Here is a 15,269-nt window from a genome sequence, read left to right on the forward strand (position 1 = left end):
GTCACGCTCCGAATCGGGTTCGCAGGCCGTCGAGCACGGCGCTGAGCAGTTCGCGGTCGACACGCTCGGCGCGGGGCACGGGCTTCCTCACGAGGATGAGGCCGTTCTCCTCCAACTGCGCCAGCAGGATGCGCACGATGCCGATCGGCAGGTGCGTGTGGCCCGACACCTCGGCCACGGACAGGAACCCGTCGGCGACGAGGTCCAGCACCCTGCGCGCCTCGGGGGACAGCACGGGTGCCGTGCCGGGCGCGTCCTCGTGGGCGGTGACGAGGGTGGTGTGCTCGTACTCGTGGTCCGCGGGAAGCTCACGACCGCCCGTGATCACGAAGAGAGGGACTAAGGGTGCCGTCAGTTCCAGTTCGTCGTCCGGTCCGTCATGCATCGTCGGCCCTCTCTCCCTGGGGTGCCCGGTTCGCGAGCAGTGTGGGAACGGCGTCCTCGAGACGTGCGGTGAACTCTTCGATGTCGCAGTCGTGATCGGCGGACGCGGCGAGGAACGCGCCGTCACCGGCCGCGATCAGGAAGATCCAGCCGTGCTGGAACTCGATGACCGTCTGACGCCACTCGGCGTCCTCCAGGCCACCCGCGAACTGCGAGGTGACACGGCTGTAGGCGTGAATGCCCGTCATGGCCGCGGAGATCGTGTCCGCGAGGTCCTTGCTCATCCCGGAGGTCGCGCCCCGCGGGAGCCCGTCCGAGCCGAGCAGTACGGCGTGTCGCGCGCCCGGCACGTCGGCGATGGCCTGGTCCAGCCCGGCGAGCACGAACCCCGACGAGCCGGCCTCCTCACGCAGCCGCGCGGCCTCGTCGCGCCTGGCGTCACCGGCGGTCACCCGTGGCGGCGAGGTGAGGTTGTCGCCCAGTCGGGCGACGAGCCGGTGCATACGGAACGAGATCTGCTGGAGGTCGACGTCGGGTTCCGCGGCGGCGGCGAGGTAGGCACCCTGGCCCGCGCCGATCAGGAAGATCCACCCGTGGGAGAACTCGATGACCGTCTGGTTCCACCGCCGCTCCTCGGCCGGCCCGGCGAAGTGTGCGGTGGCCCGGCTCAGCGACTGCATGCCGGCCATGGCGGCGGAGATGGTCCTGACGTCCTTCGGGGTCAGGCCGTCCGTGGACCCGCGGGGAATGCCGTCCGCGGACAGCACCACGGCGTGCCGTGCCCGGGGAACGTTGTCCACGATGTCCCGGACCATCCACGACATGTCTGTGGTCATGCGTCTTCGGACCCTTCGGGCGAGGGAACTGCGAGGTCGCGGCCGGAGAGCGTGCCACGCTGGAGGGCACCGAGACCGCCGGAGCCGCGGGCGGTCCTCCGGGGCGTCCGCGCCGCCGGGGTGTCCGCGTCCTCGGTGAGGCTCGCGACGGGCTCCTGACGGTCGGCCCGCTTCGGCAGACCGTGCAACGTGCGCGTCGCGGGCTGCTGCTCCTCCCGGCTCTCGACCCGGCGGATCCTCGTGACGGGGGCCTCCTTCGGGGTCGGCGGGGTCTCCTCCACGGTCCACAACTCCTCGGGCAGCAGGACGACGGCCCGGACGCCGCCGTACCGGGAGATCCCGGTGACGTCCACCTTGAAGCCGTACTGACGGGCGATCAGGCCGACCACCGGGAAGCCGAACTTCGGCTGGGTGCCCAGCTCCGACAGGCGCGGAACGGACTCGCCGGACAGCAACGTGGTCGCCTTCTGCCGGTCCTCGTCGCTCATGCTCACGCCGGCGTCGTCGATGACGATGCACAGGTTGCTCTGGACCCGCTGGAACGTCACCTCGATCGGTGCGTCGTGCTGCGAGAAGCTGGCAGCGTTGTCAAGCAGTTCGGCCACGGCGAGCGCGACGGGCGCCACGGCGGACGCCTTCAGCGCGAGGCCGCTCTGCTGCATGATCTGGACGCGGTGGAAGTTCCGGATCTGTCCCTGCGCGCTGCGTACGACGTCGTACACGCTGGCGGGCTGGTTGCGGCGGCCGAGGGGCGCACCGCACATGACCGCGATGCCCTGGGCCTTACGGGCCATCTGCGCGTTGGCGTGGTTGACGTCCAGGAGGTCGGAGAGGACCGCGTGTCCGCCGTACTTGCGCTGGATGCTGTCCAGGAGCGTCGTCTGTTCGGCGGCGAGGCTCTGCAGGAAGCGGGCCGCTCCCTTGAGGACGGCCTTGGTGCTCTCCTCCGCGGATCGCTCGGCCTCCTGGATGACGGCGGCCTGTTCGTCGCTGAACTTCTGCAACTCCGCGCGCGAGTGCCCGAGTTTGCCCTCGGACTCGCTCAACTGCGCGGTGAGCGCCGCCTCGACCTGCTTCCTCCTGGCCCCGAGGGCCTTGTTGCGGATGACGAGGACCACGGCTACGCCGACGGCGACCACCGCTGCCGCAGCCAGACACCATATGAGCGTGTCTTTATTCATGGAAACCTTTCCTGGTGCGTGGCATGCAGGCATCACCAGATACACCCCGAAAGGACCCGCGACACATCCGCTAACTGCATGACCGCTGTTACACGAAGAGCAGGCCGACCTCGGACCACCACGCGAGCCGAGTTGATCAAGGTCGAAGACGCGGGAATGCTATCACTGCCGGGTGGCCTCCGGATCGCGACCCCTTTGACCGAATTCGACGCCAACGCGGCTGCTGGGTAGGCTTGTTGACGCCTCTTCAGCCACCGCTCCGGCCGGTTCCGGTTCACCTTGCCGCCGGCCGCCGGATCATGCGCGGATCCCTTCACGCGCAGCGCGGAACCTTCACCCGGCGGCGCGCGGCGCGGCCGCTGGGGCCGCGAGCCGGGTCGGCGCTGTGGCACTGCGCCGAGTCGGCGCTGGATGGGCCGCGACAATGCGTCAGCGGGCCTCGACAGCACCCCTGTTGAGGACGGTCCCCTGTCGCGGCCGGCACTCCGTGCCTCCGGAGCCGTCGTTCAGCCGCCGGTCCGTTCACGGGCCCAGCGGAGCGAGGCGGTGAACACCTCCTCGACCTGGTCCTCGGGCAGGCCGTACCAGACGTGGTCGGCACCCGGCACCAGCCGCAGCTCGACCGGCGCCCCCACCTCCGCCAGCCGCGCGGCCAGGCGCGTCGCATGCTCGGGGCCGACCATGGAGTCGTCCTCTCCGTGCGCGAGGAAGAAGGGGGGCGCTCCGGGACGGACCTGCTGGAGGGGGCTTGCCAGGGCGGCACGGTCCGGAACCTCGGAGGGGGCGGCGCCGAGCAGCAGCGCCTCCGGACTGCGCGGGTCGTCCGCGTCCAGGGTGAGGTCCGTCGGCGCGTACCAGAGGACGGCGCCGACGATTCCCCGTACGTCGTCCGCCAGGGCGAGCAGTGCCGCGAGGTGGCCACCGGCCGACTCGCCCCACACCACCGTCCGTGCCGTGTCGAGGGTGAGTTCGTCGGAGCGCGCCGACAGCCAGCCGAAAGCGCCGCGCAGGTCGTCGAGTTGGGCCGGGAACACGGCCTCGCCGCTGAGCCGGTAGTCGACCGAGGCGACCGCGCATCCCGAGGCGGCGATGCGGGCGAACGGGCTCGGATCCCAGGAGCGCGTGCGGAGACCCATGTCCCCACGGTGTCCCCTGCGCCAGGCGCCGCCGTGGACGAGGAGCACCAGCGGATGCGGCCCCGGACCCGCCGGGAGCCACAGGTCGAGTTCGAGGGGCCGGGCTCCGGGCACCTGCGCGTACGGGACGCCGCGGTACAGCCGTACTCCGTCGCCGACCGGTGCCGCGGGCGGGAGCGGCGCGACGTCGGGGTGCGGCGCCGCGATCACCGAGCGGAGGTCCGGCGTGGGCATCAGACCTGCCACTGGTGCTGGGGCAGGAACCGGACGTCGTACTGCTGGGGCACGGTGCCGAACTTCTGCGGCTCGGGGACGTAGGGGTCCTGGGGGAGTCCGAGCGACTCCGTGGGCGTGCCCAGGTTCTCGAAGAAGCGCTCGAAGGTGCCCGAGGGTCCCGAGGCGACGCCGACGACGCGGCTGCCGTTGCGCTCGATGCGATAGGCGTGGGGGCAGTTCTTGGGGACGAAGCCGAAGTCCCCGCTGGTGAGCAGCTTCGTGTGCTGCGTGCCGTCCGGTTCCTCGACGTAGAGCCGGACCGCTCCGTCCGTCACGAAGAACACCTCGTACGTGTCGGAGTGCATGTGGGCGGGGATGATGTCGCCCTTGGGGCCCTCGCACGTGAAGAAGTTGAAGGTGTTCTCCGTCTGCTCGCCGCCCGCGTACACGGTGAACAGGTCGGTGAAGAGGTGGGCCCTGTCGCCCATGCCCTTCTCGATGAAGTACGGCTTTCCCGGTTCCGGCGGGATGTGCGAGGCCGGGCGGTATCGGGTGGCGTACTCGAAGGTCATGCGATCTCCTCGGAACCGGCAGCCGATGTCAGGGTACCTGACATGAATGTAAGGTACCCTGACACGCCGGTCCGGGGGGCGCAAGACCCCTGCCGTGGCCCGCGGGGAGACGAGGAACGTATGGGTGGCGGAGGCCGCAACCTGCCGCAGTTGCTGGGCGCCGCGCGCCGGTGGTTCGACGAGGGACTGCTCGCGGCACTGCAGGCCGAGGAGGTGGATCCCGTCACGGCGACCCAGCTGCACGTCTTCACCGTTCTCGACGAGCGGGGCACGACGGTGGCGGAACTGGCCCGGCGCATGGGCGTCACCCGGCAGACGGCTCACCAGGCGGTGCACAGCCTGATCGCCGTCGGCCTGCTGGAACAGACCCCGGATCCCGAGTCCGCGCGCCGGCGGCTGATCCGGCGGACGGCCAAGGGCCGGACGGTGCACGAACGGGCGGAAGCCATGGTCGGACAGCTGGAGCGCACGCTCGCCGCCCGCATCGGCGAGGACGCCGTCACGGCGCTGAAGGCGACCCTCGAACGGCCCTGGGGACCGCCGACCGAAGGTCTGCCCTCCTAACGGCTGCGCACGGCTTCCTTCGCGCCGTCGCCGCTCGTCGCCGCGTCGGCGTCGGCCGGAATCCGGCCGCGGACGTCCTTGACCAGGTTCCGCATGGCCATCCGGAAGATCTCGGCCTGGTGGTCACCGAGGAAAGCGGTGTGGCCGAAGACCTCCAGGACGACCTGGCCGTGCATGTGGCCCCACGCGCTCAGGACGAGGGCGGTCGCGGGAGGCGGCAGTTCGTCCCGGCCGGTCGGCGGCAACCCGTCCAAGTAGGCCAGGGCCGAGGGAGAGAGGCCGCCGGTGTCGGCGGCGGCGAGTTGCGCCGTCGTGAAGCCGGCGAACAGCTCCCGCTCGAAGACGGCGCTCATCCTGCGCGCCGCCTGCGTGGTCGTTCCCTCGGCGGGCGCCGCGTAGTACCGCAGCGGTGTCCCGTACAGGAGTTGGAACCGCTCGGGGTGGTCGATGGCCCAACGACGGTATCCCTCGGCCGCGACGACCACGCCCTCCCGGGTCGTGTCGCCCGCGGTGGCGTCGACCGCACTCTGCACGGCCTCGGCAAGAGCGTCGTACGCCCTGACGATGAGGTCGGTGACGAGGTCGTCCCGGCTCGGAAAGTAGTGGTAGAGCGCCTGCACGGTCATGCCCAGACTCCGTGCCACCGCGCGCAGCGACAGGGCGGCGGGGCCGTGTTCGGTGATCTGGCGCTCGGCCGCCTCCAGGATCTCCCCGGTGGCCGCCGCCCGGCGCCGCTCGCGGAGGGAGGGTGGGGCTGCTGCGAGTTCGCCGACGGTCATGTCACGACCGTACGACACCAACTGCGCTCGTGTGGCCTCGCGTTGTAAGACGTCAGGAAAATCTGACACTGCCAAAAACTTCGCGGTCTCCCTAACGTCGTGAGCGCGACGGCATCCGCGTCGTCGCATCCGCCCGGTCAGGGCCACGTACCGCCCCGGGGCAGCGAGTCGACCCCGCCCGCCTCAACGCCGTCTGCCTGGCGTCCCTTTGACGCCAGGACACGAAGGAGACCGTCCGTGTTTGAACGCATAGCCGAACTGGTGATCCGCAGCTCCCGGCTCATCCTCGTCGTCGCCGTCGTGGCGGTGGTCCTCATGGGGGTCGCGGGCGCCGGCGCGTTCGGGAAGCTGCTGGGGGGTGGATACGACGACCCGGCCTCCTCGTCCAGTCGCGCCGGGCAGGTCATCGACGAGACGTTCGGCGGGGAGACCAACCTGGTGCTGCTGGTCCGCGCGTCCGCAGGAGGTGTCGACGCCCCGGCCGCGCAGCGGAGCGGCCGGGCCCTGGTGGCCGACCTCAAGAAGGAACGCGAGCTGGGGAACGTGGTCTCGTACTGGGACACGGACAGTCCCGGTCTCCGCTCCGAGGACGGCCGCGAGGCGATGGTCCTCGCGCATGTGACGGGAGACGGCACCGAGCGCGACGAGAACGCCAAGCGCGTCATCGACACCTACGCCGGACCGTACAAGGGCGCTCTGTCCGTCCGGGCCGGTGGTGGCGCGGCCGTGACCAGCGAGATGGGCGAACAGTCGGGTGAGGACCTCGTGCTCGCCGAGACCATCGCCGTGCCGCTCACCCTCCTGCTGCTCATCGTCGTGTTCGGCAGCGTGGTCGCGGCCCTCCTGCCGCTGGTGATCGGACTCATCGCGATCGTGGGGACCTTCGCCTGGCTGTTCGTCCTCGGCAGCGTCACCGATGTCTCCGTCTTCGCGATCAACCTGACGACCGCCCTCGGCCTCGGCCTCGGCATCGACTACGCGCTGCTCATGGTCAGCCGCTTCCGCGAACAACTCGCGGCAGGCGCGAGCGTGGACGACGCCGTCCGACGGACGGTGAGCACCGCAGGCCGGACGATCGCGTTCTCCGCCGCGACCGTGGCCGCCGCACTCGGCGCCCTCCTGGTGTTCCCGCAGTACTTCCTCCGCTCCTTCGGCTACGCCGGGGTCGGTGTCGTCGCCATCGCGGCACTGAGCACCCTGTTCGTCATGCCCGCGCTGCTCGTCGTCCTGGGGCACCGCGTCAACAGCGCGCGGCTGCCCTGGGCGAAGACCCGGCCCACCGGCGACCGGGCGCCCCTGTGGGGTCGGCTCGCCCGCACCGTCATGCGGCGGCCGGCGCTGACCGCCCTGCCCGTGCTCGCCGTCCTGCTGCTGGCGGCGGGCCCGCTGCTCGGAATCTCCTTCGGCACCCCGGACGAGCGTGTGCTGCCCGAGAGCGCCGAGAGCCGCCGGGTCGCCTCGGTGCTGACGGAGAAGTTCGGCGGCAACGACGACGCGGCCCTCCACGTCGTCATCGACGAGCCCCTGGGCAGGAGCCCGTTGGAGAGCTACGCGGTCGCGCTGTCCGGCCTCGAAGGGGTCGCCCGCGTCGAAGCGGGCCCGGGTACGTACAGCGACGGACGCTCCACGGCGACCGGCCCCGGCAACCCCGCGCTCGGCCGCCCGGACGCTCAGCGGATCAACGTCGTGACGACGTTGCCGCCCAAGTCGGCGCGGGCGCAGAGTCTGGTCGACGAGGTGCGGTCGGTCAGGCCGCCCGAGGGGTCGCACCCCCTGGTGGGCGGGACCGACGCCGTGCTGGTCGACTCCAAGGCGTCCATCGCCGACCGGCTCCCGCTCGCCGTGGCGCTGGTCGCCCTCACCACCTTCGTCCTGCTCTTCCTGTTCACCGGCAGCGTCGTGCAGCCGCTGCGCGCCCTGGTCCTCAACATGATCAGCCTGGGAGCGACCCTCGGGGTGATGACCTGGATCTTCCAGGACGGCCATCTCTCGTCCCTGCTCGGCTTCACGGCACAGCCGATGGAGGTGTCGATGACGGTCCTGATGTTCTGCATCGCCTTCGGTCTCTCGATGGACTACGAGGTGTTCGTCACCAGCCGGATCAAGGAACTCCACGACGCGGGCCACGACAACGAGTCCGCGGTCGCCGACGGACTCGGCCACACCGGTCGGATCGTCAGCGCGGCGGCCTGTCTCCTCGCGGTGAGCTTCTTCGCGTTCGGTACGGCCCAGCTCAGTTTCATGCAGATGTTCGGCCTCGGCAGCGGACTGGCCATCCTCATCGACGCCGTCGCGGTGCGCGGCATCCTGGTACCCGCCGCGATGCGCCTGCTCGGTCGCTCTGCCTGGTACGCGCCGCCGTTCCTGCGCACACTGCACGGGCGGTACGGCCTCGGCGAAGGCGGTCCCGAGCCGGTGGGCGCGTCGGTGCGGCCGGTCACGCCGCCGTACGTGAAGGACTCGACCGAGGTCTGATCCCGCGGTCCGCCTCCCAGGGCCAACGCGCGGTCTGTGCCCGCCTCTTCGAACGGAGGCGGGCGCAGAGTGTGCGTTGGCCCTGGCGAGGCGGTCTGCCCATCAGGCCGACGTCTTGAGCGTGTCGGCCCATTCGTTCGTCGTCATGACCTCGCAGCGGCGGTCGAGGACCTGGGTGAGCAGGGTGGTGTGCAGGCCGGGGTCCCGGTCGGCGCAGGCGTCGGACAGGACCGTGACGCGGTAGTCCAGGTCGGCCGCCTCCAGGGCGGTGGACAGCACGATGCCGCTGGTGGCGATGCCGGCCAGGACGAGGTGGTCGATGCCCTGCGCGGCGAGGATCTGGCGGAGGTTGTTGCCCGCGAAGGCGCTGACGCGGTTCTTGTGCACGACGATCTCGTCGCCGCGCGGGGCGACGTCCGGGTGGATGGCGGCTCCCGGGTCGTCGGCGGTGAACAGGTGGCACGGCAGCGCACCGAAGGTCTTGTTGTCGGGGTGGACGTCGATGTGTCCCGGGCGGAGTCGGAGCGCGATGTGGATGACGGGGACCTCGGCGGCGCGGGCCGTCTCCAGCGCCCGGACCGCGTCCGGCACGTAGCCGTCGGGGACGTGCGCGACGTGGTTGAGCTGGAGGTCCATGGAGAGCAGGGCGGTGCGGGACACGGTTCGGCCTTTCGCGGCGGAGGGGTGATGCGGGACGGGGGTTCCGGCACACGCGCGGTCAAGGGCGCGCCGGCGCGGGGGACGTGGACACGTGGATGCGGGGCGGATGAGGCGGGTGACCGACCGGGGGACCGGCATCCCCTGCGAGCGAGGGGGCGCGCCCTCTACGAGGTCGAGGAAGAGGAAGAGGACGAAGAGCCGTCCGGGTCGGCCGAGAGTCGGCGCAGGCTCCGGTCGAGGACGGTGATGAGCAGATACAGCACACCCGCGCCGAGCATGATCCAGGCGAGGTGGTGCATTCCCTCGGTACTGGCGCGCTCCCCGAAGGACGCGGCGGTGGCCGAGGAGGCGATCATCGACCCCATGTACGCGAAGGTGCGCAGCAGGCCGGCGGAGGAGCCGGTGCGCGCGGGGTCGGCCTGGAAGTACACGGAGTTCTGCAGGGCCAGACTGTTGGACCCCTGGGGCACGCCGAAGATGACGGCGAGAAGGACCAGCGCCCATATCGGGCTCGCCGCGGTGAGGGTCAGCATCAACGCGCAGGCGACGATCTGGCCGACGCCCCCGAGCAGGAGCTTGCCGAGGACCCCGCTGCGCCGGCCGACGGTCACGGAGACACCTATCCCCACCAGGAACATCGGAATCTGCACCAGCCCCGCGTGGAACGGCGAGAGTCCGTAACTCTCCTCCGTCCACTGGGTGAACCCGTAGAGGAAGGCGTACGAGACGACGTAGGCGACCAGGGCCCGCCCGTAGGTGGCCAGCAGCGGTGCGTTGCCGCCGAGGACGCGGAGGTCGATGAACGGTGTCTTCGCCCGCAGTTCCCGCAGGGCGAAGCCGACGGCGGCGGCGACGGTGATCACCGGGAGGTACCAGTCGCCGGCGTGCAGGTTCATCAGGAACAGCAGCAGCGAGAAGAGCATGGCCGCGAACAGGCCCATGCCCGGCAGGTCGACCTGGGCGGCCAGGCCGCGCCGGTCGGTCTGCCGTGTGTGCGGCTGCTTGGGGAGCCGCAGCCGGCCGAGCACGACGGCGATGACGGCGAGCGGGATGTTGAGCGCGAAGGTGGAGCGCCAGCCGCCCAGTCCGATCAGCAGGCCGCCCAGCAGCGGGCCGACCACGGCGATGGTCTGGTTGGTCACGGCCAGGGTGGTCAGTACGCCCGCGGGACTGTCCTGACCGGTCCGTTCGGCCTCGCTGCGCACCAGGGCCATGGCCGCGGGGTATCCGGCACATGTGCCGAAGCCGAGCAGGACGCGTGCGGCGATGAGGACGCCGAGATTCGGGGCGAGGGTACCGACGACGCCGGCGATGCCGACGAGGCTGGTGCTGAGGAGGAAGAGGCGGCGGGGGCCGAAGATGTCGATCAGGCGGCCGACGACCGGCTGGCCGAGGGCGGTGGCCAGATAGAGGGCCGAGACCAGCCAGGCGGTCTGGGAGGCAGGGGCCCCGAACGCGACGCCGATGGGGACGAGCGCCACGGCGATGATGGTGGAGTTGATCGGGTTCAGGACCGACCCCAGCATCATCGGGGGCAGGAGCCGGCGGTCGAAGCCCGCCTTCCTGGTGTCGCCGGTTACGGCGGTGCTCTGCTCAGTCACTGACCAGTCGCTCCAGTACGGCCATGGCCGCTATCACGGTCTGGCGTTCTTCCTCGGTGCACTTCTTCTGCAGTTCGGCGGCGAGCCATTCGCCGCGCGCCTGTCTGCCCGCCTCGGCCCGTCGGCGCCCCTCTGCGGTGAGCGTGATCAGCTGGCGGCGGCCGTCACCGGGGTCGCGGCGCCGTTCCACCAGACCCCGGACCGCCAGGGCGCCGACCGTGGAGGCCATGGACTGGTGGCGCATCCCCTCGGAGACCGCGAGGTCACTGGTCGTGAGCCCCTGGTCGTCCGTCAGACGGGCCAGCACCGACGCCTGGGTGAGGCTGAGGTCGTCGGTGCTCCCGGCGGCGCGGATGCGGCGCCGCAGGCGCCCGATGACACCTCTGACCAACTGCGAGGCACGGACGGCTGAAGGCGACAGCCCACGATCATCACTCATGGTTCCCAGCCTAGGATCGACAGGTCAGATTGTCCAGTTAACCTGCGCAGTTTAGCTGGAGAACCAGACCGTTCGCGAGATCGGCCACCGCGGTATACCGAACCGACTTCAGGGACTCTGTTTCTACGGGAGATATCGGGCTAGGAGTCGCAAAGTATGCTGCATTTCGGCTGTGGACAACCCAACTGGTATGCCAAATGCTAGGGTCCCCGTGACGTGCGGCCGAGGGGCGCCGCGTGTCCGCCCGCCCGGGGTGCCTCCGGGAGCGGCCGACCCCGGAGGCGGGCCTGTTCCCGCCCTCTTGTCCCGCGTTGGAGGAGTGCCACGGTGACCACCCGTCCGGACAACGGTGTCTCGCACGTCGACCGCGCCGAGCGGACCCTGCGCGCCGCCATTCTCGACGGCACCCACCCGCCGGGCTCCCGGCTGCGCGAGCGCGACCTCTCCGAAGCGCTCGGCTTCTCCCGCGTCCCCGTGCGCGAGGCGCTGTCCCGTCTGGCGGCGGACGGACTCGTCGAACTCTCGCCCGGCAAGGGCGCGTCGGTGCGCCGGCTGACCCTCCGCGACGTGGACGAACTGTTCGACCTGCGGCTGAGCCTGGAGGTGTTCGCCACCCGGCGAGCCGCCCAGGTCAGCGCGGCAGGCGCCAGTACCGCCCGGCTGAGCGAACTGATGACGGTCGCCGAGGACGCCACCCGCCGCGGCGACGTGCACGAGATCCCCGGCGCGAACACCGCCCTGCACGCGGAGATCGTGGCGCTCACCGGCAACCGGCTGCTGCAGACGACGCTCCAGCCCTCCCTCGGCCTCTTGCAGTGGGTGTTCACCCTCACCGGCGACCGCGACCAGAGCGTCCAGTGCTCCGAACACCAGGACATCTGCGCGGCGATCACCGAAGGCAAGCCGGACCTCGCGGCCGCCCTCGCCTACACGCACATCGAGATGGGCCGGGCGCCCTCCCTCGCCACCCTCGCCGACGTACTGCCGGCCGACTGAGACACACGCGTCGGCCTTCTCCCCCGGACCACCGTCACCCATGGCACCAACCGCAAGGAGTACGACCCACCCATGCTGATCAGGAACGTCCGCCCCTGGGGCGGGGAGGCCAGTGACATAGAGATCCGCGACGCCCGGATCTCCGCGATCCTGCCGCACGACCCGGCCCGCACGGACGAGGGCACGAGCGTCGACGGCCGCGGCCGCCTGGCCATGCCCTCCTTCTCCGACGTCCACTGTCACCTGGACTCCAACCGGATCGGCCTGCCGTTCCGCCCGCACACCGGCAAGCCCGGTGTGTGGGGCCTGACCATGAACGACCGCGACCACTGGCGGGAGGACCCGCCGGTCGCCGAGCGCGCCACCGCCCTGCTGGGCCGCATGATCGAGCGCGGCACCACGCGGGTGCGCAGCTACGCGCAGATCGACGCCGACAGCGGACTGGAGCGTTTCGAGGGCGTCCTCGCCGCGAAGGAGGCGCACAAGGACCGCGCCGACGTCGAGATCATGGCGTTCCCGCAGGCCGGCCTCCTCCTGGAGAAGGGGGTGCCGGAACTGATGGACCGGGCGCTCTCCTCGGGGGCGGCGGTCGTCGGCGGCATCGACCCGTGCACCCTGGACCGCGACCCGGTGCGCCACCTCGACATCGTCTTCGGACTCGCCGAGCGGCATCAGGCCCCCGTCGACATCCACCTCCACGAGCCCGGCCACCTGGGCGTGTTCAGCACCGACCTGATCCTGGAGCGCACCCGCGCCCTCGGCATGCAGGGCAAGGTGACGCTCTCCCACGCGTACGAGCTCGGCACCGTGGACGGGGCGACGACCCGGCGGCTCATCGAGGAGTTCGCCGAGCTGGACGTCTCGATGGCCACGATCGCCCCCGCGCAGCAGCAGAACGCGCTGCCGCTGGCCGACCTGACCCGGGCCGGTGTCCGGGTCGGCCTCGGCGAGGACGGCCAGCGCGACTACTGGTCCCCGTACGGCAACGGCGACATGCTCGACCGCACGTGGCAGCTGGCGTTCACCAACCGCTACCGGCCGGACGAGTTGATCGAGCACTGCTGGGCGGTCGCGAGCCGCGGCGGCGCCGCGATCCTGGACCCGTCGCTTGAGCGGCTGACGTCCACGGCCGACCGACCTGGTGTCAGTGTCGGGGACGCGGCCGACCTCGTCCTCGTCGACGGCGACAGTGTGGCCGCCGCCGTCATGGACCGTGGCACCGACCGCACGGTCGTGCACGCGGGACGGGTGGTCGCCGACCAGCTGCGTCTCGTCGGCTGATCCGCTCACCCGGGTGCACGGGCCGGACCGCACCGCGCGGTCCGGCCCGTTGGCGTACCCATCGGCGCAGACACCTCCACCAGCAGGTCCTTGAGCGCCCGCTCCGGGGAGCGGCGCCACCGATGGCCTGCCCGCGTGTGGTCCGGACGGCGCGACGACGAAGCTCCGTGCCGGGAACTCGTTTCCCGGCACGGAGCTTGACGACACATCAAGTGCGGTCGGTCGCTTGCGGGATGTTCAGACGCCGGCCGCCACCGGGGCGTGCGCCGCGTCCGGCGCGGTGCCGTCCTCGGCCACGAGATGGCAGGCGACCTGGCGCGGAACGCCGTCCTCCGTCGGCGGCAGGGTGCGCAGTTCCGGTGCCTCGGTACGGCAGCGGCCCGTCGCGAGCGGGCAGCGGGTGTGGAAGTGACAGCCGGGCGGCGGGTCGAGCGGACTCGGCAGGTCGCCGCCCAGCAGGATCCGCGTCCGCCCGCGCTGCCGGGTCCGGCACCGGTGCCGCCGACAACAGAGCCTGCGTGTAGGGGTGCTTGGGGTCGGCGAACAGCTCGGCGGCGGGGGCCTGTTCGACGATGCGGCCGAGGTACACCACGGCGATTCGGTCCGCCAGGTACTCCACCGCCGCCAGGTCGTGCGTGATGAACAGGCAACCGAAACCGCGCTCGCGCTGGAGGTCCGCGAGCAGGTTGAGGACCGACGCCTGCACCGACACGTCGAGCGCGGACGTCGGTTCGTCCGCGACGAGCAGGACGGGCTCCACCGCCAGCGCCCGTGCGATGGACACCCGCTGACGCTGGCCTCCGGAGAGCTGGTGCGGCTTCCGGTCGGCCAGTTCCGGGCGCAGGCCCACCCGGCGCAGCAGCTCGTCGACCCGGCGCGCGGCCTCCGCCCGTCCCGCGAGATCGTGCAACCGGATCGGCTCCGTAATGATCTGACGGATCGTCATGCGCGGGTTGAGCGACGAAGACGGGTCCTGGAAGACCAGATGCACATTGCGGCGCAGGGGCCGCATCGTGCGGGCGGACAGCGTCGTCACGTCGGTTCCGTCGATGACGACCCGACCGTCGGTCGGCTCGTCGAGGCGGACCACGCAGCGGCCCACCGTCGACTTTCCGCTGCCGGACCCGCCGACCAGGCCGACGACTTCACCCGGCCCGATGGTCAGGGACACCCCTGCCGTACTTCGTCATCGCCTTCGGCGACATGACGAGGCCCGCCGTGTTGGCCAGCCGTCCGAGCAGCGGGGTGTCCGGGTGCTTGAGCGTGAGGCGCACGGTGTACGGGCCGACGGCGTCGACCTTCTCCACCGAGTCGATCTCCGACGCCCGGCCGGAGCCGCGCAGGTGCAGATGACGTTCGAGAGAGGTCTTCACGGCCTTCGCGTCGAGCTTCGCCCCGTCGCTGAAGCGCGCGTCACGGCGCACGTCGAACGTGAACGTACGGCCGCCGTCACTGATCTTCGGCAGGGAAGCGGCGAGTTGGGGGACGAACCGGTTGTGCCGGTCGACGTCGTAGAGCTGCTCGCACATGGACGTGAACACCGTCCGCGCCACCAGCGTGCCGGTGAGGCTGGGGTCGAGCCTGTCCGGATCGGACTTGAGCCCGATCACCGCGATGCCGCCGTCACGGACCGGCCGCGCGTCGACGAGTCGGGGCGCGGCGGCGGTGTTCTCACCGGGCGGCGACAGTGAGCCGCAACCGGTGGCGAACGTCAGCAATGCGGCCGCCGCGAGCGCGATGGGCAGGCGAAGCACGGGACCACACCTCCTTCACGAATGGCGGAACGCGCGCCCGGTCGGGCGGCGCTGTTGGGGCGACACGGTATACCGGAGCGTTGTTTCACCGATTGGACGGCCACGGCATTCTGGGTGGTCATGGCGTGAATGTCCCGTACGAACAGGGACGTTGACCCCAGACCGTTTATTGGCGATCGTTTTGTTTCCGAGTTCTTGGTATACCAGCGGTCTTCTGGCGCTGATGGCGGCGGAGTTCGACGGGATCGGATCAACTGCCCCTGAGGGCATTTCGGTTGATCGGCCACGCACTCCGGTGATTCCCGCCGCGCCCCGCCGACCGGGACCGCCCGCCGAACCGGAACCGAATGGCCCGGCCGCGAGCCGGGGGCCGTACCTCGGCGGTGTCGCACGTG

At 71.0% G+C, this 15,269-nt stretch carries 14 protein-coding genes and 1 pseudogene; 4 read left to right on the forward strand and 11 right to left on the reverse strand.

Annotated elements, in window-relative coordinates:
- Position 1: 1 nt before the first annotated feature.
- From AB0C62_RS07475 to AB0C62_RS07495, 5 genes are all read right to left on the reverse strand, one after another.
- Complete coding sequence (locus AB0C62_RS07475) at positions 2-385, reverse strand: DUF742 domain-containing protein (RefSeq protein WP_362970483.1); 384 nt, start codon at positions 383-385, stop codon at positions 2-4.
- Positions 378-1,220 (reverse strand): roadblock/LC7 domain-containing protein, encoded by an 843-nt coding sequence (locus tag AB0C62_RS07480; protein ID WP_362970485.1) that lies wholly within the window; start codon positions 1,218-1,220, stop codon positions 378-380. The genes AB0C62_RS07475 and AB0C62_RS07480 overlap by 8 nt, the downstream gene beginning before the upstream one ends.
- Complete coding sequence (locus AB0C62_RS07485; protein WP_362970487.1) at positions 1,217-2,401, reverse strand: ATP-binding protein; 1,185 nt, start codon at positions 2,399-2,401, stop codon at positions 1,217-1,219. Before AB0C62_RS07485 ends, AB0C62_RS07480 begins: the two co-directional genes overlap by 4 nt.
- Before the next feature lie 506 nt (positions 2,402-2,907).
- The gene (locus AB0C62_RS07490; protein WP_362970489.1) at positions 2,908-3,771 is read right to left on the reverse strand and encodes an alpha/beta hydrolase; all 864 of its coding nucleotides are present in this window, start codon (positions 3,769-3,771) and stop codon (positions 2,908-2,910) included.
- Positions 3,771-4,325, reverse strand: coding sequence for a quercetin 2,3-dioxygenase (locus AB0C62_RS07495; RefSeq protein WP_362970491.1), 555 nt, complete (start codon positions 4,323-4,325; stop codon positions 3,771-3,773). Before AB0C62_RS07495 ends, AB0C62_RS07490 begins: the two co-directional genes overlap by 1 nt.
- Before the next feature lie 120 nt (positions 4,326-4,445).
- On the opposite strand from AB0C62_RS07495, the gene AB0C62_RS07500 reads away from it, so the two are divergent.
- Positions 4,446-4,889: a MarR family winged helix-turn-helix transcriptional regulator gene (locus AB0C62_RS07500; RefSeq protein WP_362970493.1), complete on the forward strand. Its 444-nt coding sequence runs from the start codon at positions 4,446-4,448 to the stop codon at positions 4,887-4,889.
- Here AB0C62_RS07500 and AB0C62_RS07505 read toward each other — a convergent pair.
- Positions 4,886-5,668 carry a TetR/AcrR family transcriptional regulator gene (locus AB0C62_RS07505; protein ID WP_362970495.1) on the reverse strand — a complete coding sequence of 261 codons (783 nt, stop codon included), beginning with the start codon at positions 5,666-5,668 and terminating at the stop codon, positions 4,886-4,888. The genes AB0C62_RS07500 and AB0C62_RS07505 overlap by 4 nt on opposite strands.
- Positions 5,669-5,905: 237 nt before the next feature.
- Here AB0C62_RS07505 and AB0C62_RS07510 point away from each other — a divergent pair, with 237 nt between their 5' ends.
- Positions 5,906-8,143 carry an MMPL family transporter gene (locus AB0C62_RS07510; protein ID WP_362970497.1) on the forward strand — a complete coding sequence of 746 codons (2,238 nt, stop codon included), beginning with the start codon at positions 5,906-5,908 and terminating at the stop codon, positions 8,141-8,143.
- A gap of 102 nt (positions 8,144-8,245) precedes the next feature.
- Here the strand turns inward: AB0C62_RS07510 and AB0C62_RS07515 are convergent, their stop codons facing one another.
- The 3 genes from AB0C62_RS07515 to AB0C62_RS07525 all read right to left on the reverse strand — a co-directional run bounded on the left by AB0C62_RS07515 (position 8,246) and on the right by AB0C62_RS07525 (position 10,843).
- The gene (locus tag AB0C62_RS07515) at positions 8,246-8,803 is read right to left on the reverse strand and encodes a cysteine hydrolase (RefSeq protein WP_362970499.1); all 558 of its coding nucleotides are present in this window, start codon (positions 8,801-8,803) and stop codon (positions 8,246-8,248) included.
- A gap of 164 nt (positions 8,804-8,967) precedes the next feature.
- Positions 8,968-10,332, reverse strand: a complete 1,365-nt coding sequence (locus tag AB0C62_RS07520) for an MFS transporter (RefSeq protein ID WP_362970672.1) — start codon at positions 10,330-10,332, stop codon at positions 8,968-8,970.
- Between the two features lie 64 nt (positions 10,333-10,396).
- A complete protein-coding gene (locus AB0C62_RS07525; protein WP_362970501.1) occupies positions 10,397-10,843 on the reverse strand; it encodes a MarR family transcriptional regulator in 447 nt (148 codons plus the stop codon).
- A gap of 327 nt (positions 10,844-11,170) precedes the next feature.
- Between AB0C62_RS07525 and AB0C62_RS07530 the strand changes: the two genes are divergently transcribed.
- Together AB0C62_RS07530 and AB0C62_RS07535 are read left to right on the forward strand one after the other, a co-directional pair.
- Entirely contained in the window at positions 11,171-11,839 is a 669-nt protein-coding gene (locus AB0C62_RS07530) for a GntR family transcriptional regulator (protein WP_362970503.1), read from the forward strand.
- Positions 11,840-11,911: 72 nt separating this feature from the next.
- Positions 11,912-13,120: an amidohydrolase gene (locus tag AB0C62_RS07535; RefSeq protein WP_362970505.1), complete on the forward strand. Its 1,209-nt coding sequence runs from the start codon at positions 11,912-11,914 to the stop codon at positions 13,118-13,120.
- 237 nt (positions 13,121-13,357) lie between these two features.
- On the opposite strand, the pseudogene AB0C62_RS07540 reads toward AB0C62_RS07535, so the two are convergent.
- Together AB0C62_RS07540 and AB0C62_RS07545 are read right to left on the reverse strand one after the other, a co-directional pair.
- Positions 13,358-14,294 (reverse strand): annotated as a pseudogene (locus tag AB0C62_RS07540) (oligopeptide/dipeptide ABC transporter ATP-binding protein); the annotation flags it as partial.
- Positions 14,266-14,649 (reverse strand): ABC transporter substrate-binding protein, encoded by a 384-nt coding sequence (locus AB0C62_RS07545; RefSeq protein ID WP_362970674.1) that lies wholly within the window; start codon positions 14,647-14,649, stop codon positions 14,266-14,268. The gene AB0C62_RS07545 and the pseudogene AB0C62_RS07540, both read right to left, overlap by 29 nt.
- Positions 14,650-15,269: the final 620 nt, after the last annotated feature.

Origin of the sequence: Streptomyces sp. NPDC048643, assembly GCF_040650615.1 — a bacterium.
Taxonomy (GTDB): Bacteria; Actinomycetota; Actinomycetes; order Streptomycetales; family Streptomycetaceae; genus Streptomyces.